This is a genomic window from Luteimonas sp. A482 (assembly GCF_054072655.1).
Genome location: NZ_JBSVRO010000004.1, coordinates 79,016 through 102,503 on the forward strand (window position 1 = coordinate 79,016; position 23,488 = coordinate 102,503).

Sequence of the window (23,488 nt, forward strand, 5' to 3'; positions counted from 1 at the left end):
CAACAGGACAATCCAATGAGCGTTTTGGTCAACAAGAACACCAAGGTGATCGTGCAGGGCTTCACCGGCCAGCAGGGCACCTTCCACGCCGAGCAGATGCTCGACTACGGCACCAAGGTCGTCGGCGGCGTGACCCCCGGCAAGGGCGGCAGCGAGCACCTCGGCCTGCCGGTCTTCAATACCGTGCGCCAGGCGGTCAACGAAACCGGCGCCAACGCGTCGGTGATCTACGTGCCGCCGCCGTTCGCGGCCGACGCGATCCTCGAGGCGGCCGATGCCGGCATCGAAGTGATCGTGTGCATCACCGAGGGCATCCCGGTGCTGGACATGCTGCGCGTTAAGAACACCCTCAAGGGCTATCCCGACGCGGTGCTGATCGGCCCCAACTGCCCCGGCGTGATCAGCCCCGGCGAGTGCAAGATCGGCATCATGCCGGGCCACATCCACAAGCAGGGCAAGGTGGGCATCGTCTCGCGCTCGGGCACGCTGACCTATGAAGCGGTCAAGCAGACCACGGATGCCGGCCTCGGCCAGTCGACCTGCATCGGCATCGGCGGCGACCCGATCAACGGCACCAGCTTCATCGACGCGCTGAAGCTGTTCCAGGACGATCCGCAGACCGAAGGCATCATCCTGGTCGGCGAGATCGGCGGCAGCGCGGAAGAAGAAGCGGCCGAGTACATCAGCCAGTACGTGACCAAGCCGGTGGTCGGCTTCATCGCCGGCGCTTCGGCCCCGAAGGGCAAGCGCATGGGCCATGCAGGCGCGATCGCGTCGGGTGGTTCGGGCACGGCCGAGGGCAAGTTCGCCGCGCTGGAGAAGGCGGGGGTGACCACGGTGAAGTCGCCTGGCGATCTGGGTGCGGCGATTGCGAAGCGGCTCAACGGCTGATTCGCGCGTTGACCTGATGTGTGTGGGAGGCCGCCTTCGGGCGGCCTTCTGCGTTTTGGGGCCTTGAATCCGTGATCTGTTGACATCGATCTGCAGGATGCGCATGATCAATGCGCATCGTATGGAGGGTGATCATGCGCATCCGTGAAGACTATGCCGGCTACGGCAAGCGGGCCACGAACGTCAGCGTCAACCAGGGCTTGCTGGAGGAAGCCAGGGTGCTCGGGATCAACCTGTCGGCGACGCTCGAGAAGGCGCTGGAATCGGAAGTGCGTGCGCGCAGGCGCGAGAAATGGTTGGCGGAGAACCGTGAAGCGATCGCTGCCTACAACGCGCATATCGAGGAGCACGGCGTCTTCGGCGATCACGTGCGGTCGTTCTGATGCGCCAGTTCTGCGTCTATCCGAATCCAAATGCCGCCACCAAGACCGCTTACCCCTATCTGCTGAACGTGCAGAGTGACCTGATTGAAGGAATCGGCTCGCGGATCATGGTGCCCTTGGCGCCCGCGGACGCGTTCAAGGGCAAGCGCCTCGGTAGCCTGATGCCGATGCTCCGGATCGAGGGTGCCGATTGCGTCATGCTGACGGCCCAGGCGTCCGGCGTGTCGGTCAGGCGATTCGGAAGCGAAGTCGCTGATCTTTCGCACGAGCGTGCCGCCATCATGGCGGCACTCGACATGCTCATCTCTGGAATCTGACATGACCGACACGCTCCGCATCGCCATGGCCCAGTTCGACTTCCCGGTCGGGGACGTCGCCGGCAACACCGAGCGCATCGCGACGATGATCGCCGACGCGCGCGACGAGTACGGCGCCGACATCGTGCTGTTTCCCGAGCTGGCGATCAGCGGCTATCCGCCGGAAGACCTGCTGCTGCGGCCCTCGTTCCTGATCGACTGCGAGCAGGCGCTGCGCGAGGTGGCGAAGGCGGCCACCGGTATCGTCGCGGTGGTGGGCTGGCCCGAAAGCGTGGGCAGCATCCTCTACAACTCGGCCAGCGTGCTGCGCGGCGGCAAGCTCGAGGCGACCTATCGCAAGCGCGAGCTTCCCAACAACGATGTCTTCGACGAGCGTCGCTACTTCCACGTGGATCCCGATGGCGGCAGCTGCGTGGTCGAGGTCAAGGGCGTGCCGGTGGGCGTGCTGGTCTGCGAGGACGCGTGGTTCCCGGAACCGCTGGCTGACACCGCAAGGGCCGGGGCGGAGCTGGTACTGATCGCCAATGCCTCGCCGTTCGAGCGCGGCAAGCACGCCCGGCGTGACGCGATGCTGGCCGAGCGCACGCGCGAGAGCGGCGTGGCGCTGGCCTATCTCAACGTCGTGGGCGGGCAGGATTCGCTGGTGTTCGATGGATCGTCGCTGGTGGCCGATGCCGACGGCACCGTGCATCCGGCGGCCGCTGCCTTCACCGACCAGTGGCTGGTGGTGGACTACGACGTGGCCGCGCGCCGGTTCGCGCCGGTGGTGTGGATGGATGACGGCGACGAGAGCATGGACGCGCTGGCCTGGCGCGCGGTGGTGCGCGGGATCCGCGACTACTGTGGCAAGAACGGGTTCTCGAAGGTATGGCTGGGACTGTCGGGCGGGATCGATTCGTCGATCGTGCTGGCGCTGGCGGTCGATGCGCTGGGTGCGGGCAACGTCACCGCGGTGCGGATGCCCTCGCGCTACACCGCGCGTCTGTCGAACGACCTGGCGCAGGAGCAGTGTGATGCGCTGGGCGTGGAGCTGCTGACGATCCCCATCGAGCAGCCGTTCCAGGGTTTCATCGATGCGCTGTCGGAGAAGTTCGAAGGCCAGGCGCCCGACGTCACCGAAGAGAACCTGCAGTCGCGTGCACGCGGCGCGCTGCTGATGGCGCTGTCCAACAAGTTCGGAGGGCTGCTGCTGACCACCGGCAACAAGAGCGAGTACGCGGTCGGCTACGCCACGATCTACGGCGACATGTGCGGCGGTTACGCGCCGATCAAGGACCTGTACAAGACCGAGGTCTATGGCCTGTCCCGCTGGCGCAACACGGTGGGTGGCGCGCCGGTGATCCCGCCGGACGTGATCGCACGTGCGCCCTCGGCAGAGCTGCGCGACAACCAGCTTGACCAGGATTCGCTGCCGCCCTACGACGTGCTCGATGCGATCCTGCGGCGCTACGTCGATCTGGAGCAGTCGCGCGATGACATCGTCGGCGCGGGCTTCGACGCCGCCACGGTCGACCGGGTGCTGCGCCTGGTGCGCAGCAGCGAGTGGAAGCGCCACCAGGCTGCGCCCGGGCCGAAGGTGTCGCGACGGGCGTTCGGCCGCGAGCGGCGGTACCCGATCAGCAACCGCTATCCGGCGTAGCGCGGAACAGATCGCATCGTCGGCAAGGCAGATCTCTCCCTGCGGTCGAGATGACAGGCTGATAGTCCCGCAGATGACTGATGCTCCCCCAGGATTTCAGGCTGACGCCTCTCTCCCGTTCGGTCGGGAGGCCTGCGAAGTGCGGACCGGTCCGCAGCACGCTGATTTCCCCACAAAACCCCGCCACTATCGCGCGCCGGCATAATGCCCGGTGGCCAGAGGCAGAGGACGACGCAACACATGAGCAGGAAGTCCGGCGGCAAGCGCCGCAGATCGGCGGCAACCAGGCGCGAAGCCGGAACGTCGCAGCCAGCTGCAACATCATCCGCAGTTGCGCTGACACGAACGGACCTCGCGCTGCGCGTGCTGACCATCGTCGGCCTGCTGCTGACCGCTTATCTGACCTGGATTGCCTGGGGCAGCGGCAGCGCGGCCCTGTGCATCCAAGGTTCTGGCTGCGAACTGGTGCAGGGCAGCCGCTGGTCGCGCTTCCTCGGGCTGCCGATCGCGGCTTGGGGCCTGCTGCTGTATGCGGCCCTGGCATGGACGGCGTGGCGGCCGGCGCCGCGGCTGGTGCGGTGGCGGCGGTTGTGGCGGCTGGCCTTCATCGGGTTGGCGGTCAGCGTCTACCTCACGGTGGCCGGCCTGGTGGCGCTGCAGGCGGTGTGCGTCTGGTGCCTGGCCTCGCTGGCGATCATGGCGACGGTATTCGGGCTGGTCCACGCGGGGCGCCCCGACGCCGCCCCCGGCACGCCGTGGTCGACGTGGTGGCTGGGCAACGGCCTGCTTGCGCTGGGCATGCTGGCCGCGCTGCAGATGTCGGCGATGGGCTTGCTGGAACGGCGCGAAGACCCGCGCCTGCGCGCGCTGGCCGAGCACCTGGCGCAGTCGCAGGTGAAGTTCTACGGCGCGTCCTGGTGTCCGGCCTGCAACGAGCAGAAGAACGCGTTTGGCGCGGCAGCCAGGCATCTGCCCTATGTCGAGTGTTCGCCCAACGGCCGCAACGGTGGCGTCGCCTTCGAGTGCATCAGCGCCGGGGTCGGCGGCTACCCGACCTGGGTGATCGATCGCCAGCACTACGGCGAGGTGCTGGCGCCGGAGCGCCTGGCGCGCATCAGCGGATTCGACTGGGACGGGGCAGTGGGCGACTGATCGCCGGCGCCTGCCTCCTTCCCCCGCATGCGGGGGAGGGCTCCACGACGCGGTGCCTGCTTCCTTCCCCCGCATGCGGGGGAAGGTGCCGAAGGCGGATGGGGGCGCGCCGAAGGCGCGGGCGGTGGCGTCGCGACCGGTTTGCCCCCACCCCAACCCTCCCCGCAAGCGGGGGAGGGAGCCGTTCGCAGGCGCAGCCGCGCGCCCCAAACGAAAGACGCCGCCCGGAGGCGGCGTCTGCACGTTCCACAACCCCGCGCTCAGTCCAGGTCGCGGCCGTCGTTGTCGAGCGCCGACTTCTCGCCCGCGAACGGATTGAGCTTGCGGACGTTCCAGGGATAGTTCGGCCAGTCGCCAGCCAGGAACGGGTGATCGGGCTCGTTCTGCTGCAGCACGCGGCGGGCGTCGGCGGCCAGGGTCTCGTTGCCCAGTTCGGTGTAGGCGGCGGCGAGCACGGCCACGGCATCGTTCTGGAACTCGCTCTGCGGGTAGGTTTCCAGCAGGTAGGTGGCGCGTTCGGCGGCGGCGATCCAGGCGTCGCGGCGCATGTAGTACAGCGCGATCTCGATCTCGTGGCGGGCGAACATGTTGCGCAGCGCGACCATGCGCTGGCGCGCATCGGGGGTGTAGCGGCTGGAGGGATAACGATCGGCCAGGGTGTTGAAGTCGGCATAGGCCTGGCTGGGCGTGGCCAGGTCGCGGCGGCTGGCGTCGAGCTTCCACACGCGCTGCAGGAACACCGTGTCGCGGTTGGAGTTCACCAGCCCGCGCAGGTAGTACATGTACGGCGTGTTGCTGTGCGTGGGATAGGTGCGCAGGAAGCGGTCGATCGTGGAGATCGCCTCTTCGTTGTTGCCCATCTTGAAGTGGGCGTAGGCGCTTTCCATCAGCGCCTGCTCCGTGTAGGGCCCGTAGGGATACTGGGCGAGCAGGCGGCGGTAGGTGACGGCCGCGCCGGACCAGTTGCCGTTGTGCATCTGCGACAGGCCCTTGTCGTAGAGCTCCTCGACCGGGACCCCCTCGTGCTCGTCCTTGTCCTTGAAGACGCCCTTGAGGCGCGCGCAGCCGGAAGCGGTGATGGCGATCACGAGCAGCAGCAGCACGGTGCGGAGAAACGGGGACAGGCGGACGGTCATGGGCACCGGAGGCAGGCTAGGCACGAAGCGCGGATAATACCAGCCCGTCCCGGTCGCCCGGGTCCATCGCCTGAATCGCAGCCGTCCATGTCCGATCCCGGTCCCGACACCACCCCTCCGCGCGTGGCCCGCGTCCCCGCAACCGCCGCCGGGCGCCGCTTCGATGCGGTGCTGGCCGAGCTGTTCCCCGAGTTTTCGCGCTCGCGCCTGGCCGGATGGATCCGCTCCGGCGACGTCCGCCTGGACGACCGCGAGGTGCGGCCGCGCGATCCGGTGCGCGGCGGCGAGCAGGTCAGCCTGCATGTGCGCCTGGAGGCGGAAACCCGGGCCGAGCCCCAGGACATCCCGCTGCAGGTCCTGTACGAGGACGACGAGGTGCTGGTGATCGACAAGCCCGCCGGCCTGGTGGTGCATCCGGGCGCGGGCAATCCCGACGGCACCCTGGTCAACGCCCTGTTGTATCGCCATCCGGCGCTGGCTTCGGTGCCGCGTGCGGGCGTCGTCCACCGGCTGGACAAGGACACCTCCGGCGTCATGGTGGTCGCGCGCACCCTGCAGGCGCAGACCGCGCTGGTGGCGCAGCTGTCGGCGCGCGGCGTGCACCGGCAGTACCTGGCGGTGGCGACCGGCGCGCTGGTGGCCGGCGGCACGGTCAATGCGCCGATCGACCGCCATCCGCGCGACCGCGTGCGCATGGCCGTGCGCGAGGACGGCCGCGAGGCGTTGACCCATTACCGCCTGCGCGAACGTTTCCGGGCGCATACCGCGGTCGAGTGCCGGCTAGAGACCGGCCGCACCCACCAGATCCGCGTGCACATGACCCACGTGCGCCATCCCATCGTCGGCGATCCGCTGTACGGCGGGCCGCTCAAGCTGCCCAAGGGCGCGTCGGAGGAACTGGTGGCGGCGCTGCGCGGCTTCCGCCGACAGGCGCTGCATGCCGAGACGCTGGAGTTCGCGCATCCGGCCAGCGGCGAGCCGGTGCGCTTCAGCGCGCCGGTGCCCGAGGACATGCTGGCGTTGATGGCGGCCCTGCGCGCGGATGCGGCCGCGCATGCCGAAGCCGAGCGCGGGCGGCGGTGGTAGGCGACCGCATCGAAGCGGCCGGGCTGCCGGCGAACGTGCGTGCGTTCACCACGCTGCGGTCTGGCGCGGGGGGCTCCGCGGCGCCGTTCGATACGTTCAACCTCGGCAATTTCCGCGACGCGCAGGGGGATGACCCGGAGGTGGTCGCGCGCAACCGGGCGGAGCTGGTGGAGAGGTTCGGGCTGCCGTCGTGGCCGCACTGGCTGTGGCAGGTGCACGGGACGCGGGTGGTGGGGTTCGATGGGCCGGCCGCGGGCGAGCCCGAGCCGCAGGCCGATGCCGCCACCACCTCCACGCCCGGTGTCGTGCTGGCCATCCTCACCGCGGACTGCCTGCCGGTGGTCTTCGCGGCGAAGGACGGCAGCGAGATCGCCGCGGCGCATGCCGGCTGGCCGGGCCTGTCGCAGGGCATGCTCGAAGCCACGCTCGCGGCGATGCGTACGCCGCCCGCCGATGTTGTCGCCTGGATCGGTCCTTGTGCGGGCCCGTTGCGCTATGAAGTGGGGCGCAATGTGTTCGATGCCTTTGTCGGGCTGGACGCCGGCGCGGCGGGCGCGTTCGTGCCCACCCGCGAGGGACACTGGCTGGCAGACCTGCCCGCGCTGGCGCGCCGCCGCCTCGCGGCAGCGCGCATGGACGCGGGGGACATCCACGGCGGCAGCCTGTGCACCATGTCCGAACCCGATCGCTTCTTCTCGCACCGCCGCGATGGCCGCAGCGGACGCATCGCGACCCTGGCGTGGATCCAAGCCGGTTGAGCCCAGGGCGGCCGCCTCGCCCGTAGCGGACGAGCGTCATTGCAGGCCGGTCCCGCCCGCCCGCACCCGCGACCGCTCCCATCCGCGTCCGCAGCGTGGCTGCAACCCGGCGCGAGTCCGCGCATCGCAACCGCTATCCTTGCCACCCGTTCCGCCGATCCAGTGCATGCAGCCCACCGTGTTCCAGCTGGCGCTTGGCGCCGCGTTCTTCCGCTTGCCGGAGAGCCTGCGCCGGCTCCATGCGAGCCGCGGCCGCGTCCGCTACGCCGGCATGGCGACGATCGAACGCGGCAGGAACCCGCTGGCGCGGCTGTGCGCGTGGATCGCCGGCCTGCCGGCCGCCGGCGAGGAGGTGGCGACCGTGATCGAGTTCGACTGCGGGCCACGCCGCGAAACCTGGCGCCGCGAGTTCGGCGGCGCGCGCATGACCTCGACCCTGACCCTCCGCGACGGCCTGCTGCGCGAACGGCTCGGGCCGCTGCAGTTCCGCTTCGCCCTGTATGCGAACGCAGGCGTGATCTGGTGGACCGTGGCGGGCGCGCGCCTGTTCGGCATCCTGCCCCTGCCGGCGTCGATGTTCGACGGCGTGCGCTGCCGCGAGTACGAACAGGACGAACGCTACCGGTTCGAGGTCGACGCGGCGCTGCCGCTGGCCGGGCGCATCATCCGCTACGCGGGCTGGCTGGAACCGGCATGAGCGGCAAGGCCGACGGCCGCGGCCCTGGCGATCCGGCGCAGGCGGCCGCGATGGGCAAGTCCGAGGCCGGCGTCGGCATCATCGTCTTCGACGGCGTCTGCGCGCTGTGCAACGGCTGGGTGGACTTCCTACTGGCGCGCGACCGGCGCCACCGCTACCGCTTCGCCGCGATGCAAAGCCCCGCCGGCCGGCGCCTGCTGGCCACGCACGGCCTGGATCCCGATGACCCGGCTTCGTTCCTGCTGCTGGACGGGCAGGGCGCGCATACCGATACCGACGCGATCGCGCGCGTGCTGTCCGGGCTGGGCGGGGCGTGGCGGCTCGCCGCGCTGGGCCGGCTGCTGCCGCTTGCGGTGCGCGACCGGCTGTACCGCGTCGTCGCGCGCAACCGCTATCGGCTGTTCGGACGCCGCGATGCGTGCCGGCTGCCGGACCCGGCGCACCGGCACCGGTTCATCGTCGACTGAGCATCCGGCGGCGTCGCGGACGCGCGTGGGTCAGCCGATCCAGGTGGGTGGAGTGGCCACTACAGCCACGCAGTCTTGTATCCGCCGCCACCCACCCGCATCTGGAAACCATTGCCGGCACGTCCGGCCACCCTTCCCGAGGCGATTCCCATGCGGATGGACAAGCTGACGTCGCGCTTCACCGCGGCCCTGCAGGACGCACAGTCGCTGGCCGTGGGCCGCGACCACAATTTCATCGAACCGGCCCACCTGCTGGTGGCACTGATCGACCAGCAGGGCGGCGGCACGCGGCCGCTGCTGTCGCAGGCCGGCGTCAACGTGCCGCTGCTGCGCGAGCGCCTGGGCGAGGCGCTCGAACGCCTGCCCAAGGTGACCGGCCAGGCCGGGCAGCTGTCGGTCGGCAACGACCTGATGCGCCTGCTCAACGTCACCGACAAGCTGGCGCAGCAGCGCGGAGATGCCTTCATCGCCAGCGAGCTGTTCCTGCTCGCGGCGATCGAGGACGGCGGTGAGGCCGGCAAGGCGCTCAAGGCCGCCGGTGCCACCAAACAGATGCTGGAAGCGGCGATCGACAAGGTGCGCGGCGGCGAAAGCGTGCGCGACGCGAACGCCGAGGAATCGCGGCAGGCGCTGGAGAAGTACACCATCGACCTGACCGCGCGCGCGGAGAGCGGCAAGCTCGACCCGGTCATCGGCCGCGACGAGGAGATCCGCCGCACCATCCAGGTGCTGCAGCGCCGCACCAAGAACAACCCGGTGCTGATCGGCGAGCCGGGCGTGGGCAAGACCGCGATCGCCGAAGGCCTGGCCCAGCGCATCGTCAACAACGAGGTGCCCGAAGGCCTGCGCGGCAAGCGCGTGCTCTCGCTCGACATGGGCGCGCTGATCGCCGGCGCCAAGTTCCGCGGCGAGTTCGAGGAGCGGCTGAAGGCCGTGCTCAACGACCTTGCCAAGAACGAGGGCCAGATCATCCTGTTCATCGACGAGCTGCACACCATGGTCGGCGCCGGCAAGGCCGAAGGCTCGATGGACGCGGGCAACATGCTCAAGCCGGCGCTGGCGCGCGGCGAGCTGCACTGCATCGGCGCGACCACGCTCGACGAGTACCGCAAGTACGTGGAGAAGGACGCGGCGCTGGAGCGGCGCTTCCAGAAGGTGTTCGTCGGCGAGCCCAGCGTCGAGGACACCATCGCGATCCTGCGCGGGCTCAAGGAGCGCTACGCGGTGCACCACGGCGTGGAGATCACCGACCCGGCGATCGTCGCCGCGGCCACGCTCTCGCACCGCTACATCGCCGACCGCAAGCTGCCCGACAAGGCCATCGACCTGATGGACGAGGCGGCTTCGCGCATCCGCATGGAGATCGACTCCAAGCCGGAGGAGCTCGACCGCAAGGAGCGCCGACTGATCCAGCTCAAGATCCAGCGCGAGGCGCTGAAGAAGGAGAAGGACGCCGAATCGAAGCAGCGCCTTGCCGACCTGCAGACCGAGATCGACGGCCTGGAGCGCGAGTACAACGACCTCGAGGAAATCTGGAAGGCCGAGAAGGCCATGGTGCAGGGTGCGACCAGGATCAAGGAGCAGATCGAGCAGGCGCGCCTGCAGCTCGAGGCCGCGCAGCGCCAGCAGGACTACGCGAAGATGAGCGAAATCCAGTACGGCACGCTGCCGGAACTGGAGAAGCAGCTCAAGGCCGCGCAGGAGGTCGAGACGACCGGATTCCAGCTGCTGCAGGATCGCGTGACCGCCGAGGAGATCGCGGAAGTCGTGGCGCGCTGGACCGGCATCCCGGTCAGCAAGATGCTCGAGGGCGAGCGCGAGAAGCTGTTGAACATGGAGCAGGCGCTGCACGGCCGCGTGGTCGGGCAGGACGAGGCGATCAAGGTCGTGTCCGATGCGGTGCGCCGTTCGCGCGCCGGGCTGTCCGATCCCGATCGTCCCAGCGGCTCGTTCCTGTTCCTGGGCCCGACCGGCGTGGGCAAGACCGAGCTGTGCAAGGCGCTGGCCGAGTTCCTGTTCGATTCGACCGACGCCATGGTGCGCATCGACATGAGCGAGTTCATGGAGAAGCACGCGGTCTCGCGCCTGGTCGGCGCGCCCCCGGGCTACGTCGGCTACGAGGAGGGCGGCTACCTCACCGAGGCGGTTCGGCGCCGGCCCTACAGCGTGATCCTGCTCGACGAGGTCGAGAAGGCGCATCCGGACGTGTTCAACATCCTGCTGCAGGTGCTCGACGACGGGCGCCTGACCGATGGCCAGGGGCGCACCGTGGACTTCCGCAACACGGTCATCGTGATGACCTCCAACCTGGGATCGCACCAGATCCAGGAGCTGTCGGCGGACGATTCGCCCGAGGCCTACGTGCAGATCAAGGCGGCGGTGATGGGCGTGGTGCAGGCCCACTTCCGGCCGGAGTTCATCAACCGGCTCGACGACATCGTGGTGTTCCATCCGCTGGACAAGGCGCAGATCCGCTCGATCGCGCGCATCCAGCTGCGCGGTCTGGAGCGGCGGCTGGGAGAGCGCGGCATCCGCATCGAGATTTCCGAGAAGGCGTTCGACCTGCTGGGCAACGTCGGCTTCGATCCGGTGTACGGCGCGCGGCCGCTGAAGCGCGCGATCCAGCAGCAGCTGGAGAACCCGCTGGCGCAGCAGATCCTGTCGGGCGCGTTCGGCAATGGCGATACGGTGCGCGTGGACGCCGAGGGCGGGAAGCTGGTGTTCGACAAGGAGTGATTGGTCCGCGGGGCCGCCGAAGCAACATCGCCTCGCCAGCCTCAAAGCCCCCGCAGCCCAACCCCCGCAGCCAACCCCATGGTTGCCCCTGCAACCTGACACCCCCGCGCGATCCCTTTGGCGTATGGTCGACAGCCCTTGTCCCAACCGCGCAGCGCCAATGTCCAACGCCAACTGGAAGCCCGAAACCATCGCCGTCCACGCCGGCTATTCGCCCGATCCCACCACGCGCGCGGTCGCGGTGCCGATCTACCAGACCGTGGCCTACGCCTTCGACAGCGCCCAGCACGCCGCCGACCTGTTCGACCTCAAGGTGCCGGGCAACATCTACACCCGCATCATGAACCCGACCACCGACGTGCTGGAGCAGCGCGTCGCGGCGCTGGAGGGCGGGATCGGCGCGCTGGCGCTGGCCTCGGGCCAGGCGGCGATCACCTACGCGATCCAGACGATTTCCGAGGCCGGCGACAACATCGTCTCCTCGGCCGCGCTGTACGGCGGCACCTACAACCTGTTCGCGCACACGCTGCCGCAGTTCGGCATCGAGACCCGCTTCGCCGATCATCGCGATCCGGAGTCGTTCGCCAAGCTGATCGACGAGCGCACCAAGGCCGTGTTCGTCGAATCGATCGGCAACCCGCTGGGCAACATCACCGACATCGAGGCGGTGGCGAAGGTCGCGCACGCCCACGGCGTGCCGCTGATCGTCGACAACACCGTGCCCAGCCCGTACCTGCTGCGGCCGATCGATTTCGGCGCCGACATCGTGGTGCATTCGCTGACCAAGTACCTGGGCGGCCACGGCAACAGCATCGGCGGTGCCATCGTCGACTCGGGCAAGTTCCCCTGGGCCGAGCACAAGGCGCGCTTCCGCCGCCTCAACGAGCCGGACGTGAGCTACCACGGCGTGGTCTACACCGAGGCGCTGGGCCCGGCCGCCTACATCGGCCGTGCGCGCGTGGTGCCGTTGCGCAATACCGGCGCGGCGCTGTCACCGTTCAACGCGTTCCTGATCCTGCAGGGCATCGAGACGCTGCCGCTGCGCATGGACCGGATCAATGCCAACACCCTGGCCGTCGCGCGGCACCTGCAGGCGCACCCCAAGGTCGAGTGGGTGAACTACGCCAGCCTCGAGGGCCACCCGGACCATGCACTCGCGCAGAAGTACCTGCGCGATGGCGGCGCGTCGGGCCTGTTCACCTTCGGACTGGCGGGTGGCCGCGAGGCGGGCGCGCGCTTCCTCGACGCACTGCAGCTGTTCACCAGGCTGGTGAACATCGGCGACACGCGTTCGCTGGCCACGCATCCGGCGTCGACCACCCATCGCCAGCTCTCGCCGGCGGAACTCGAGCAGGCCGGAGTGACCGAGGACACGGTGCGCCTGTGCGTCGGCATCGAACACGTCGACGACCTGCTTGCCGATCTGGAGCAGGCGCTGGCCCAGGCCTGATCCGGAAGCTGGCAGCCCCGGCCAGAGCTGCGCTGCGCCCCAGGCTTGGCTTGCCTGACGCGGCGCGGCTTCCCGCCTGTCATCCCGAGCGCAGCGAGGGATCTCCGGCACGACGCCTGACCCGGCATGATGCGACTTGCCCGCAGCCGCGATGTGCTCGCACGCCTTCCGACATGCGCCGCGTGTGCCCCATCAGCCCAGGCGTTCCAGCAACTTCTGCACACCCGCGCTCGCCGTCATCCGCAGCCGCTCGTCCGCGTAGGCCGACACCGCGCTCTCGACCGGATTGATCTCGACCACGCGCACGCCGCGGCGGCGCGCAAGCTGCGGCAGCGACGCTGCCGGATGCACCAGTCCCGAGGTGCCGACCACGACCAGCAGTTCGCACGCATCCAGTGCCGCGCAGGCTTGCTGCCAGGCCTCGTCCGGAAGCGCCTCACCGAACCAGACCACGCCCGGCCGGAACGGGCCGCCGCAGGCAGGGCAGGACGGCGGTGACTCGCGTGCGCCTTCGGTCAGCGCATCCAGGCCGTCGAGGATCGGATCAGGCGCGAGCGTGTGGCCACAGTCCAGGCAGCGCGAAGCGAACAGACTGCCGTGCAGGTGCACCACGTCGTCGGAGCCGGCACGTTCGTGCAGGTCATCGACGTTCTGCGTGATCACCGACACCGCATGTCCGCGCTGCGCAAACCCGGCGATGCCCAGGTGTCCGGCGTTGGGACGGGCGCGACGCACCATCGCCGCCCGCCACCGGTACCAGCCCCAGCACAGCGCCGGATCGCGGCGGAAGGCCTGCGGCGTCGCCAACTGTTCGGCGTCGTAGCGCGACCACAGTCCGGTCAAGGCGTCGCGGAAGGTGGGGATGCCGCTTTCGGCGGACATGCCCGCGCCGGTGAGGAAGGCGATGCGCATGGGTCAGCTCCTGCGGTCAGGGATCCCTCACTGCGTTCGGGATGACAGCCGTCGGGACCGGATCACGATTGCTAGCGGCCGACGTGGATTCACGCCGCCGCTGGCGCCGGATCGCTGGGCGGGGCGGCATCGTCGCCGGCCACCTTGCGCGCGGGTCGGTAGGGTGGGGTCGACATCACCATCTCGGCCAGCGAGAACGCCAGTTCGCGCTCGGCCAGCACCGCGCCGTCGGCGCCGTGCTGCAGCAGGTGGCGCACCTCTGCTTCGCTGTGCGCGCGGGCCAGCACGGTGAGCGCAGGGTTGACCTTCTTCATGCGCTCGATCGTCTCGCCGGCCTCGAGCGCGCGCGGAATCGCGAACACCGCAAGCTTGGCGCGCTTGGGCAGCGCCTCGTGCATCACCGGCTCGGACGCGACGTTGCCGCGTACGGTCAACATGCCTTCCTCGCGTGCGCGATGGGCGAGGTCGGCGTCCTCCTCGACGACCACCACCGGCACGCCGCGATCGCGCAGCAGCAGCGCAAGCTGCCGGCCCACACGGCCATAGCCCACCACGATGGTGTGGTCGTCGACGTCGAGCGCGGGGTGCTCCAGCGGATCCTCCTCGGGCTCGCCCGCCAGCGCGGCGGCTACCGCGGCTTCGGCCGCGGCCTTCTTCGCCAGGCGCCGGTCGAGCAGGCGGAAGATCATCGGGTTGAGCATGATCGAGATCAGCGCGCCAGCCAGCACCAGCGACTGCTCGTCCACCGACAGCATGCGCAGCGCCACGCCGAGGCCGGCGATGATGAAGGCGAACTCCCCAATCTGCGCCAGGCTCGCCGAGATGGTCAGGGCGGTGGAGGTCGGATGGCCGAAGGCGCGCACGATGAAGAAGGCGACCGCCGACTTGCCGAAGATGATGATGAAGGCCGTGGCCAGCACCTCGAGCGGGCGGTGCACCAGGATCATCGGGTCGAACAGCATGCCCACCGAGACGAAGAACAGCACCGCGAAGGCATCGCGTAGCGGCAGCGAATCACTGGCCGCCTTGTGGCTGAGCTCGGACTCGTTGAGCAGCATGCCGGCGAAGAACGCGCCCAGCGCGAACGACACGCCGAACAGCAACGCGGAGCCGAACGCGATGCCAAGCGCGATCGCCAGCACCGATAGGGTGAACAGCTCGCGCGAGCCGGTGCCGGCAACGCGCTCGAGCACCAACGGGATCAGGCGCCGACCGACCACCATCATCACCGCGACGAAGGCGGCGACCTTGAGCAGGGTCCACAGCACGGTCAGCGAGACCGCGCGGAACGTCGGCGGCGGCGCGCCATCGGTGCCGACGAAGATGTCGGCCATCACCGGCATCATCACCAGCGCGATCACGCAAGCCAGGTCTTCGACGATCAGCCAGCCCACCGCGATCCTGCCGCGCGTGGTGTCGAGCAGGCGCCGCTCCTCCATCGCCCGCAGCAGGACGACCGTACTCGCGGTGGCCAGGGCGAAGCCGAAGATGATGCCGTGCAGGGTGGGCCAGCCGAGGATCGCCGCAAGGCCCCAGCCGAGCAGGGTGGCCACGACAATCTGGGCGACCGCGCCCGGGATCGCGATCGCCTTGACCTCCATGAGGTCCTTGAGCGAGAAGTGCAGGCCGACGCCGAACATCAGCAGCATCACGCCGATCTCGGCGAGCTGGTTGGCCAGCTCCTGGTCGGCGACGAAGCCAGGTGTGAACGGCCCGACGATGATGCCGGCGACGAGATACCCGACCAGTGGAGACATGCGCAGCCGGTTGGCCAGCGCACCGAGCACGAACGCCACGGCAAGGCCGACTGCGATGATACTGATCAGGTCGGTGTCATGGGGCATCGAATATGCGGCGATCGTCGCTTCCGGGAACGCAGTTTCGCCGAATGCGCCCGTTCCGGGCAAATCGCGCGTTTGTACGCGCTTGCGTGCGCCCTGAAACGCGAAAGCCCGGCAATGCCGGGCCTTCGGATCAAGCGCGGGCGTCGCCTACCAGCGGTAGCCGACACGCCCGTACACATAGGCGCCGTTGAAGCCGAACGGCGACTGGCTGTTGTACGGGAACTGGCCGGTGGTCGAGTTGAGGTAAAGGTTCTCGTCCGGATACTCGTTGAGGATGTTGTCCGCGCCCAGGGTCAGGGTCCAGCGATCCGCCGGGCGGTAGCTGACGGATGCGTCGAGCAGCCATTTGGCATCGAAGGTCTGATCGCGCGCGGCCAGCGCCGCGCTGGACTGGCGCGTGGTGTAGTCGCCGTGCCGGGTCGCACCCAGGTTCAGGTCCCACTGCTGCAGGTTCCACGACGCGCCGATCATGGTCTTGGTGCGCGGATAGCCTTCCTCGATGCGGCCCTGCTCGTCGCGGCCGATGCGTTCGAGCTCGACGCCCAGCGTCTCGAGTTCCACCGGGTTCTCGGCGATGCGGGTGATCTCGGTCTTGTTGTAGTTGTGGCCGGCGGTGAGGTTGAGCGCGCCGCGTTGCAGCGGGATCGAGTAGCTGCCCACGATGTCGATGCCGCGCGTGCGCGTGTCAACCGCGTTGGTGAAGTAGCGCGCACTGGTGACGTTGGTGATCCCGAGGCCGGCCAGCAGATCGGTCACGGCCTGGTTGGCGATCAGGTTGGACGACAGCACGACGCGGTCGTCGATGTCGATGCTGTAGGCGTCGATGGTCACGTACAGGCGCTCGACCGGCTGCAGCACCAGGCCGAGGCCATACGACAGCGAGGTTTCGGCCTGCAGCGGTTCCGCGCCGAGGGCGAGCGCCGCCGCGCTGGTGGTGCGGAAGGTGCCGGATTCGTAGAACACGCCGCTGATGCTGTTGCTGGTGACCGCCTGGTAGTACTGCTGGCCCAGCGCCGGCGCGCGGAAGCCGCTGGCCACGGTGCCACGCAGGGCGACCGCATCGTTGAACGCGAAGCGTGCGGACAGCTTGCCAGACAGTTCGCTGCCGAAATCGTCGTAGTCCTCGTAGCGGGCGGCGACACCGGCCGAGAAGCGGTCGCTCACGTCCGCTTCCAGCCCGGCGTAGACCGAATAGCTGGAGCGGTCGAAGCTGCCCGCGTTGAGCGCGGTGAATCCGCCGAAGCCCTGTGCGCCCGAGCCGCTGTACGAGGCTGGCTCGCCGGCCGACTGGCTCCACTCTTCCTGGCGGTACTCGGCGCCGAGCGACAGCGTGGCCGGGTAGGGCAGGCCGAGTTCAAGCGCCCGGGTCACGTCGAGGTTGGCCACCTGCTGGCTGTATTCCAGGGTGCCGTCGTAGAAGCGGCGCGGGCTGTCGGCGCCGAGCGAATAGTTGATCGAGTTCTGGGTGTAGAACTCGAGATCGTTGCTGCCGTAGTTGTAGCTCAGGTCCCAGTTCCAGCCGCTGTCGGTCCATCCCTTGAGGCCCGCGGCCAGCGAGCGGTCGCGCGAAACCTGGTTGATCTCGGGCACGAAGCCGTCCGGATAGGCGAGGGCCAGCAGTGCGCCCTGGCTGCTGTGGTTGCGCGAGCGGTAGAAGGCGAAGGACACGATGTCGCGGTTGCTGGCGATGGTGCTGGCGTAGCCGGTGAGGTGTTCGCTGAAGCTGAACTCGGTGGTCGCCGAGACGCTGGCCGCCTGCACCGCGGGGTCGCCGTAGACAAAACCGACCTCGCCGACGCCCGGGTTGTTGCCGGTGTGCGGCGCCGGCGTCACGCCCTGGGACGGATCGGGGTGGTAGGGGCGCGCGCGGTTGGTGGAGTCCTGGTCGCTGAGCTGGGCTGCCACGTGCAGGTTGCCGCGGTCGCCGGCATAGGTGATCCCGGCATCGCCGGAGATCTGGCCGTTCTTGCCGTCGCCGGCCGAATACTGGCCAAGGTCGACCTGCAGGCTGCCGCCCCGTTCGGCACCCTTGAGCACGACGTTGACCACGCCGGCGATGGCATCGGAGCCGTACTGCGCGGACGCGCCGTCGCGCAGCACTTCCACCCGCGCGATGGCCGCGATCGGAATGGCGTTGAGGTCGACCGCCGAGGAGCCGCGGCCGATGCTGCCGTTGACGTTGACCAGGGCGGAGATGTGGCGGCGCTTGCCGTTCACCAGCACCAGCACCTGGTCCGGCGAGAGGCCGCGCAGCTGCGCCGGGCGCACGCCGCTGGTGCCGTCGGTGACGGCGGGGCGCGGGAAATTCAGCGAGGGCAGGGCGCGCGACAGCGCGGTCGCCAGCTCCACGGTGCCCGTGGCCTGCAGGGCTTCAGGGGTCAGGATGTCGATCGGCGACTGGGACTCGGCGACGGTGCGGTCGGCGACGCGGGTGCCGGTCACGATGACCGTATCCAGGGTCCTGCCGGCGTCGGCCGGAGCGTCCTGCGACTGCGCGTGGGCTGCGGAAGCAGTCAAGGTCAGCAACAGGGCGGCGGTGAGGGGGTGGCGGATCATGTCGGCTCCTAGGGGGGAGAGGGGTGGGTGTGAAATTAACCCCTACGTAACAAATCGCCAAAGGGGCAATCCCGATCGCCTTATTCCTTTCGGGCATGAGCGACTGCTTTGGCGGCGTCCCGGCCTACTCCTTTAGAATGGTCGGTCATGATCGCTTTCCGCAATTTCGCCCTCCGCCGCGGCGAACGCCTCCTGCTGTCCAACGTCGACCTCACCCTGCACGCCGGTTACCGGGCGGGCGTGGTCGGGCGCAACGGCACCGGCAAGTCCTCCCTGTTCGCCGCCGTGCGCGGCGAACTCGAACCCGACAAGGGCGACCTGGACGTGCCCAACCGGGTGCGCATCGCCAGCGTGGCGCAGGAAACCCCGTCGCTGCCCGACCCGGCGATCGAGTTCGTGCTTGGCGGCGACGACGTGGTCGCCGCGGTGATCCGCGCCGAGGCCGAAGCCGCCGCGCGCGAGGACTGGGAGTCCGTGGCCGTCGCGCACCAGCGCCTGGCGGAGCTGGACGGCTACGACGCCGAGGCCCGCGCCGGGCGCCTGCTGCACGGTCTGGGCTTCCCCGCCGAGACCCATCGCCGCGCGGTGAGTTCGTTCTCGGGCGGCTGGCGGGTGCGCCTGAACCTGGCGCGCGCGTTGATGATGCCCAGCGACCTGCTGCTGCTCGACGAGCCCACCAACCACCTCGACCTCGACGCGGTGCTGTGGCTGGAGCAGTGGCTGCTCAAGTACCCGGGCACGCTGCTGCTGATCAGCCACGATCGCGAATTCCTCGATGGCGTGAGCACCCATACGCTGCACCTCAACGACGGCAAGGCCAAGCTGTACGTCGGCGACTACACCGCCTTCGAGCGTCAGCGCGCCGAGCACCTGCGCCAGCAGCAGGTCGTGCACGAGAAGGAACAGGCCGAGCGCGCCCACCTGCAGAAGTTCATCGACCGCTTCAAGGCCCAGGCCAGCAAGGCGCGCCAGGCGCAGAGCCGGATGAAGCGACTGGCCAAGCTGGCCGGCACCGAGGCGGTGCGCGCCGAGCGCGAGTTCCGCATCGAGTTTCCTGCGCCTGCGAAGCTGCCGCATGCGCTGCTGCGGATCAACGATGGCGTGTGCGGTTACGTCCCAAAGCCCCTTGAAGGGAAGGGCGCAATACGCATTCTGGAAAACGTCGGTTTCGGCCTCGAGGCCGGCGACCGCATCGGTCTGCTCGGTCCCAACGGCGCCGGCAAGTCGACCCTGGTCAAGTCGCTGGTCGGGGAGCTGCCGCTGCTGGCCGGCGAGCGCTATGCCCATCCGGACCTGCGCATCGGCTACTTCGCCCAGCACACGGTGGAATCACTGGTTGCCGGCACTTCGGCGATCGACCACCTGCGCGAGCTGTCACCGGACACGTCGACGCAGGCCTTCCGCGATTTCCTGGGCAAGTGGTATTTCCCCGGCGAGCGCGCGTTCGAAAGCATCGATGGCTTCTCCGGCGGCGAGCGCGCGCGGCTGGCGCTGGCGTTGATCGCCTGGCGCCAGCCGAACGTGCTGCTGCTCGACGAACCGACCAACCATCTGGACCTCGACATGCGCGAGGCACTTGCCGAAGCGCTGAGCGATTTCGAGGGCGCGATCGTGCTGGTGTCGCACGACCGGCACCTGATCGGACTGGTGAGCGACACCTTCTGGCGCGTGTCCGATGGCGTGGTCAAGCCGTTCGACGGAGACCTGGACGAATACGCGGCGTGGCTGCGTTCGCGACCCTCCGGCGAACAGGCGCGTGCGCCCGCGATGCCCAAGGTTGCGGAGCCGCCGCCCGAGCCAGCCAGGCCGGCGGCGAAGGTCAACCCGCACAGGCTGGGCAAGGTCGAAGCGCGCGTGGCCGAACTCGAGCAGGCGCTGGCGGACCTGGAAGCCGAACTGGCCGAGCCCGCGATCTACGCCGATGGTGCCCGGGTGGTCGACATCGGCCAGAAGCAGGCGGCACTGCGCGCGCAGCTGGACGATGCGGAAGGCGAACTGCTGTCGCTGTACGGCTGAGTGCAATCGCGGCCTCGCCGCGAGGACAATGGATTTCGTGCGGCGCCTCCGTCGCAATCGAGTATCTGCAGAAGGGGCTTCGGCCGCTATCCGGCAACTTGCGATGCCACACCTGCGCGGTTACGGTGCAGCGATGAATAAAACACATCGCTACATCACGCACCGCATCCTTCCCCTCGCCGCGCTTGCACTCGCGCTGTCCGCCTGCAGCGGAACCAGCACCGATGCCGGCGACAACAATGCGGCAGCGCAGGCCGATGCCGCGGCCGAAGGCATCGACCCGTCGCAGGCGTCCGACGCGCAGGCACCCGCCGACCAGTTCCTGGCAGCGCTCGCGCGCCACTGCGGGCAGGCGTTCGAAGGGCGCGTCGTCGCCAACCAGCCTGCCTCGGCCGAGCCGGACGCGTTCGAGGGCAAGCGCCTGGTGATGCACGTGCGCGGCTGTGAGGCGCCCGCGCGCGAACTGCGCGTGCCGTTCCACGTGGGCGATGACCACTCGCGCACCTGGGTGCTGACCCGCACCGGCGACGGCCTGCGACTCAAGCACGACCACCGCCACGAGGACGGCAGCGACGACGCGGTCACCATGTACGGCGGCGATACCGCCAGCGCCGGCACCGCCGTGCGCCAGGAGTTCCCGGTCGATGCCGAATCGATCGCGGTGTTCGAGCGCGAGGGTCTCGACGTCTCGGTGACCAACACCTGGGCGATGGAAGTCGAGCCCGGGCAGCGCTTCCTCTACGAGCTCACCCGTCCGGGCGGCCGCGAGTTCAAGGTCGAGTTCGACCTGTCGCAGGCCGTGGACCTGCCGCCCGCACCGTGGGGCAGCGCGCCGCAGGAGTAAGTGGCGGCGGCGCTGCCGGCTTGCTTTCCGCGGCGCCGCCCCCACACTGCGCGCTCGAGACGAACCACCAACCGATATCGCCATGCCCATCTATGCGTACCGCTGCGAGCAGTGCGGTCACAGCTTCGACCGCCTGCAGAAGCTTTCAGACCCGGACCCGGACGCTTGCCCGTCCTGCAGCGCCGCGTCGGTCAAGCGCACGCTGACCGCGCCTTCGTTCCGCCTGGCCGGTGGCGGCTGGTACGAGACCGACTTCAAGAAGGACGGCGACCGCAAGCGCAACATCGCCGATGGCGGCGATGGCGGGTCGAAAGAATCCAAGGGCGATTCGAAGGGCGACACCGGCGGCTCATCGCCCGATGCGGCCAAGCCCGCGGCCACGCCGGCCGCCGCGCCTGCGACCAAGGCTGCCGACGCCTGATCCCGTCGCGTGCCGCGCGGCAACTCGCGCGCGGCCCCGTTTACCCCAACCGATACTGCGGACCTCCCCTCAGGACCGCGAGCGTTCGGCCGTGCGCACCATCGCCAGGCTGGTGAGCTCCATGTACTCGGCCCAGTCCAGCCAGGCGCGGAATTCCAGGTCGTTGGTCGTGTCGTCCAGCCCGATCTGCAGCCGGATCGAACCGGTGGGATGGCGTGCGGGCTGGATCCACTCGCGCGCCACCACGCGCCCGTCCGAGGCGACCGCCTCCAGCCAGAACGGGTGGCTCGGCCACTCGCGCGTGCGCAGCCGCAGCTGATACTGGCCGGCGACCAGCTCGGTTTCGTGGCCCAGCCAGATCGAGCGCCGCGGCCTGGGTCGCGGGCCGGTCGCGGCTTCCAGCGGCGCATCCACGCGCACGCCGCGCTGCAGGTCTGCGTCGGCGAAAAGCTTGCGGTTGTCGTGTGCGTCGACCAGCAGCGCACACCATTCGCCGCTCAGCGCGTCGTCGTCGAAAGCCGTGCAGCGGTCGACGTAGGCGCGCACGTTGGCCGGATCGTCGATGCCGAACTGGCGTGGCGCATCCTCCATCGTGATCGCGCCAAGTGCCCAGTCCTCGTCGTACTCGATCATCACCGGCGGGCGCACGTGCTGCAGGCCGATCCGGATCTGGTCGCCGTCGATGCGCAGGGTGCGCGTGTCGCCGCCGGTCCACAGCGCGCGCGCATAGGCCAGGTAGGGCGCGTAGCCGGTGTCGGCCTCGTCCAGCGCGGCCAGGCTCGCGCTCGACGCCGCACCGGGCACCAGCAGCGAGCGGCCGAAGCCGAGCGCATCGCGGGCCGGGTCGATCAGCGACAGCAGCGTCGCGCCGGAGTCGAGCGTGGTGCCCGGGACCGCCAGCTGCTGGCCGGCGAGCCCCGGCGCCAGGAACAGCAGCAGGTTCTCGCGGCGCATGCCGGCCAGGACGTGGCTGAGGTCGTTCGGCATCGCCAGATGGTCGGAGGCGAGCACGATCAGGGTGTCGTCGGCGTAGGGGCTGCTGCGGATGCGCTCGATCAACCCGGCAATCAGCATGTCGCTGCACTTGATCGCGTGCAGCAGGTCGATGTCGCCCAACTCGCTGCGGTAGCGCACGTCGCTGCAGGCGACCGGGAGATGGCCGGCCGGATGGTGGGTGTCCATGGTCAGCGCGTTGAGCATGAACGGCGTGCCGGCGGCCGAGAGCTGCATGAAGGTCTCGAACGCATCGTCCAGCAGCACGTCGTCGTGCAGGCCCCAGTTGGAGAAGTGGGCGCGGTCGATGCCGGCTTCTCGGTAATGGGCGAGGTCGCGCACCTCATCGAAACCGTGCTGGTGCAGGAAGCGTCCCTTGGCGGCGAACCCCGAATCGGCGCCACCCAGGAACAGGTTGCGATAGCCCTGGCCCTTGAGGAAATCGCCCAGGCAGTGCGCGCCGGGCAGGAACTCGCGCATCCGCCCCAGGCTGTTCTCGTCGCCGCGCGCGGCGGTGAGCGGGATGCCGCACTGCGAGGTGACCAGGCCGGCGATCGTCCAGCCGCCGCCTTCGGGCGAGGCGATGTCGCGGAAGTCCAGGCCCTGCTTCACCAGTCGCGAGAGCTGCGGCATCAGGCCCGGGAAGACCGACGGGTCGAGGTAGGTGCGCTCCAGGCTCTCGGCGTAGATCCAGACGATGTTGGGGCGCCGGGGCAGTTCGCCGCCCGGCACCTGATACTGCGCCGCCACGCCAGTGGCATCGACTGGCGCCAGATGGCGCTGCAGGCGTTGGGCATCCGCATACATCGGGCTGGCCAGGACGGCGGCGACGAAGGCGGTGGCAAAGCCCACGGACACGATCGGCGCCGGGTGCTGACGCCGGAAGCGCTGCAGGCGCCCGCGCAGCAGCGGGACCAGCGCCAGTGGCAGCGACGAAAGCAGCGCCAGCCCCAGGAAGCGGGCGATGTCGCCGCTGAAATCACCGATGCCGGCGCCCTGCATGCCGGCCTGCAGGTGATAGAGCGTGGCCGGGTCGATGCCGTTGCCGCTGAGGCGGTCGACCAGCCACCAGGCGCTGAGCGCCAGCAGCAGGGAAGACAGCAGGGCGGCCTTGAGCCAGGCACGCCGCTCGGCGGCCAGCAGCAGATAGGCGAGCAGGAACAGCGACAGCAGGAGGATCGTCGGCATGC

The 23,488-nt window shown here is 69.3% G+C and carries 19 protein-coding genes; 14 read left to right on the forward strand and 5 right to left on the reverse strand.

What is annotated here, in order from left to right; translation table 11 throughout:
• Nucleotides 1-15: 15 nt before the first annotated feature.
• From sucD to ACW5DW_RS12845, 5 genes are all read left to right on the forward strand, one after another.
• On the forward strand, nt 16-891 hold the full coding sequence (gene sucD / locus ACW5DW_RS12825; protein WP_457019352.1) for a succinate--CoA ligase subunit alpha: 876 nt from the start codon (nt 16-18) through the stop codon (nt 889-891).
• A 134-nt stretch (nt 892-1,025) separates the two neighbouring features.
• Complete coding sequence (locus tag ACW5DW_RS12830) at nt 1,026-1,274, forward strand: type II toxin-antitoxin system CcdA family antitoxin (protein WP_457019353.1); 249 nt, start codon at nt 1,026-1,028, stop codon at nt 1,272-1,274.
• Complete coding sequence (locus ACW5DW_RS12835) at nt 1,274-1,591, forward strand: CcdB family protein (RefSeq protein WP_457019355.1); 318 nt, start codon at nt 1,274-1,276, stop codon at nt 1,589-1,591. Before ACW5DW_RS12830 ends, ACW5DW_RS12835 begins: the two co-directional genes overlap by 1 nt.
• Nucleotide 1,592: 1 nt before the next feature.
• Nucleotides 1,593-3,230, forward strand: a complete 1,638-nt coding sequence (locus ACW5DW_RS12840) for an NAD+ synthase (protein ID WP_457019356.1) — start codon at nt 1,593-1,595, stop codon at nt 3,228-3,230.
• Between the two features lie 363 nt (nt 3,231-3,593).
• On the forward strand, nt 3,594-4,382 hold the full coding sequence (locus ACW5DW_RS12845; RefSeq protein WP_457019358.1) for a vitamin K epoxide reductase family protein: 789 nt from the start codon (nt 3,594-3,596) through the stop codon (nt 4,380-4,382).
• Between the two features lie 260 nt (nt 4,383-4,642).
• On the opposite strand, the gene ACW5DW_RS12850 is transcribed toward ACW5DW_RS12845, so the two are convergent.
• Complete coding sequence (locus ACW5DW_RS12850) at nt 4,643-5,518, reverse strand: outer membrane protein assembly factor BamD (protein WP_457019360.1); 876 nt, start codon at nt 5,516-5,518, stop codon at nt 4,643-4,645.
• Nucleotides 5,519-5,605: 87 nt separating this feature from the next.
• On the opposite strand from ACW5DW_RS12850, the gene rluD reads away from it, so the two are divergent.
• From rluD to ACW5DW_RS12880, 6 genes are all read left to right on the forward strand, one after another.
• Nucleotides 5,606-6,604, forward strand: coding sequence for a 23S rRNA pseudouridine(1911/1915/1917) synthase RluD (rluD, locus tag ACW5DW_RS12855; protein ID WP_457019361.1), 999 nt, complete (start codon nt 5,606-5,608; stop codon nt 6,602-6,604).
• The gene (pgeF, locus tag ACW5DW_RS12860) at nt 6,598-7,362 is read left to right on the forward strand and encodes a peptidoglycan editing factor PgeF (RefSeq protein WP_457019362.1); all 765 of its coding nucleotides are present in this window, start codon (nt 6,598-6,600) and stop codon (nt 7,360-7,362) included. Before rluD ends, pgeF begins: the two co-directional genes overlap by 7 nt.
• 166 nt (nt 7,363-7,528) lie before the next feature.
• Entirely contained in the window at nt 7,529-8,059 is a 531-nt protein-coding gene (locus tag ACW5DW_RS12865) for a DUF4166 domain-containing protein (protein WP_457019364.1), read from the forward strand.
• 50 nt (nt 8,060-8,109) lie between these two features.
• Complete coding sequence (locus tag ACW5DW_RS12870; protein ID WP_457019578.1) at nt 8,110-8,526, forward strand: thiol-disulfide oxidoreductase DCC family protein; 417 nt, start codon at nt 8,110-8,112, stop codon at nt 8,524-8,526.
• A 150-nt stretch (nt 8,527-8,676) separates the two neighbouring features.
• Nucleotides 8,677-11,262, forward strand: a complete 2,586-nt coding sequence (gene clpB / locus ACW5DW_RS12875; protein WP_457019365.1) for an ATP-dependent chaperone ClpB — start codon at nt 8,677-8,679, stop codon at nt 11,260-11,262.
• Between the two features lie 160 nt (nt 11,263-11,422).
• The gene (locus ACW5DW_RS12880) at nt 11,423-12,712 is read left to right on the forward strand and encodes an O-acetylhomoserine aminocarboxypropyltransferase/cysteine synthase family protein (protein ID WP_457019366.1); all 1,290 of its coding nucleotides are present in this window, start codon (nt 11,423-11,425) and stop codon (nt 12,710-12,712) included.
• 192 nt (nt 12,713-12,904) lie between these two features.
• Here the strand turns inward: ACW5DW_RS12880 and ACW5DW_RS12885 are convergent, their stop codons facing one another.
• The 3 genes from ACW5DW_RS12885 to ACW5DW_RS12895 all read right to left on the reverse strand — a co-directional run bounded on the left by ACW5DW_RS12885 (nt 12,905) and on the right by ACW5DW_RS12895 (nt 18,024).
• The gene (locus ACW5DW_RS12885; protein WP_457019368.1) at nt 12,905-13,624 is read right to left on the reverse strand and encodes an SIR2 family NAD-dependent protein deacylase; all 720 of its coding nucleotides are present in this window, start codon (nt 13,622-13,624) and stop codon (nt 12,905-12,907) included.
• Nucleotides 13,625-13,713: 89 nt separating this feature from the next.
• The gene (gene ybaL, locus ACW5DW_RS12890; RefSeq protein WP_457019370.1) at nt 13,714-15,468 is read right to left on the reverse strand and encodes a YbaL family putative K(+) efflux transporter; all 1,755 of its coding nucleotides are present in this window, start codon (nt 15,466-15,468) and stop codon (nt 13,714-13,716) included.
• 147 nt (nt 15,469-15,615) lie between these two features.
• Nucleotides 15,616-18,024: a TonB-dependent receptor plug domain-containing protein gene (locus tag ACW5DW_RS12895; protein WP_457019372.1), complete on the reverse strand. Its 2,409-nt coding sequence runs from the start codon at nt 18,022-18,024 to the stop codon at nt 15,616-15,618.
• Nucleotides 18,025-18,171: 147 nt separating this feature from the next.
• Here ACW5DW_RS12895 and ACW5DW_RS12900 point away from each other — a divergent pair, with 147 nt between their 5' ends.
• From ACW5DW_RS12900 to ACW5DW_RS12910, 3 genes are all read left to right on the forward strand, one after another.
• On the forward strand, nt 18,172-20,040 hold the full coding sequence (locus ACW5DW_RS12900) for an ABC-F family ATP-binding cassette domain-containing protein (protein ID WP_457019373.1): 1,869 nt from the start codon (nt 18,172-18,174) through the stop codon (nt 20,038-20,040).
• Between the two features lie 133 nt (nt 20,041-20,173).
• Entirely contained in the window at nt 20,174-20,884 is a 711-nt protein-coding gene (locus ACW5DW_RS12905; protein WP_457019374.1) for a hypothetical protein, read from the forward strand.
• 82 nt (nt 20,885-20,966) lie between these two features.
• Nucleotides 20,967-21,305: an FmdB family zinc ribbon protein gene (locus ACW5DW_RS12910; RefSeq protein ID WP_457019375.1), complete on the forward strand. Its 339-nt coding sequence runs from the start codon at nt 20,967-20,969 to the stop codon at nt 21,303-21,305.
• A gap of 69 nt (nt 21,306-21,374) precedes the next feature.
• Here the strand turns inward: ACW5DW_RS12910 and ACW5DW_RS12915 are convergent, their stop codons facing one another.
• A complete protein-coding gene (locus tag ACW5DW_RS12915; RefSeq protein ID WP_457019377.1) occupies nt 21,375-23,486 on the reverse strand; it encodes a phosphoglycerol transferase I in 2,112 nt (703 codons plus the stop codon).
• Between the last annotated feature and the right edge of the window lie 2 nt (nt 23,487-23,488).

Coding starts and splice junctions, on each gene's coding strand:
- sucD (WP_457019352.1), top strand. CDS start 16: ATGAGCGTTTTGGTCAACAAGAACACCAAGGTGATCGTGCAGGGCTTC.
- ACW5DW_RS12830 (WP_457019353.1), top strand. CDS start 1,026: ATGCGCATCCGTGAAGACTATGCCGGCTACGGCAAGCGGGCCACGAAC.
- ACW5DW_RS12835 (WP_457019355.1), top strand. CDS start 1,274: ATGCGCCAGTTCTGCGTCTATCCGAATCCAAATGCCGCCACCAAGACC.
- ACW5DW_RS12840 (WP_457019356.1), top strand. CDS start 1,593: ATGACCGACACGCTCCGCATCGCCATGGCCCAGTTCGACTTCCCGGTC.
- ACW5DW_RS12850 (WP_457019360.1), bottom strand. CDS start 5,518: ATGACCGTCCGCCTGTCCCCGTTTCTCCGCACCGTGCTGCTGCTGCTC.
- rluD (WP_457019361.1), top strand. CDS start 5,606: ATGTCCGATCCCGGTCCCGACACCACCCCTCCGCGCGTGGCCCGCGTC.
- ACW5DW_RS12865 (WP_457019364.1), top strand. CDS start 7,529: ATGCAGCCCACCGTGTTCCAGCTGGCGCTTGGCGCCGCGTTCTTCCGC.
- ACW5DW_RS12870 (WP_457019578.1), top strand. CDS start 8,110: ATGGGCAAGTCCGAGGCCGGCGTCGGCATCATCGTCTTCGACGGCGTC.
- clpB (WP_457019365.1), top strand. CDS start 8,677: ATGCGGATGGACAAGCTGACGTCGCGCTTCACCGCGGCCCTGCAGGAC.
- ACW5DW_RS12880 (WP_457019366.1), top strand. CDS start 11,423: ATGTCCAACGCCAACTGGAAGCCCGAAACCATCGCCGTCCACGCCGGC.
- ACW5DW_RS12885 (WP_457019368.1), bottom strand. CDS start 13,624: ATGCGCATCGCCTTCCTCACCGGCGCGGGCATGTCCGCCGAAAGCGGC.
- ybaL (WP_457019370.1), bottom strand. CDS start 15,468: ATGCCCCATGACACCGACCTGATCAGTATCATCGCAGTCGGCCTTGCC.
- ACW5DW_RS12895 (WP_457019372.1), bottom strand. CDS start 18,024: ATGATCCGCCACCCCCTCACCGCCGCCCTGTTGCTGACCTTGACTGCT.
- ACW5DW_RS12900 (WP_457019373.1), top strand. CDS start 18,172: ATGATCGCTTTCCGCAATTTCGCCCTCCGCCGCGGCGAACGCCTCCTG.
- ACW5DW_RS12905 (WP_457019374.1), top strand. CDS start 20,174: ATGAATAAAACACATCGCTACATCACGCACCGCATCCTTCCCCTCGCC.
- ACW5DW_RS12910 (WP_457019375.1), top strand. CDS start 20,967: ATGCCCATCTATGCGTACCGCTGCGAGCAGTGCGGTCACAGCTTCGAC.
- ACW5DW_RS12915 (WP_457019377.1), bottom strand. CDS start 23,486: ATGCCGACGATCCTCCTGCTGTCGCTGTTCCTGCTCGCCTATCTGCTG.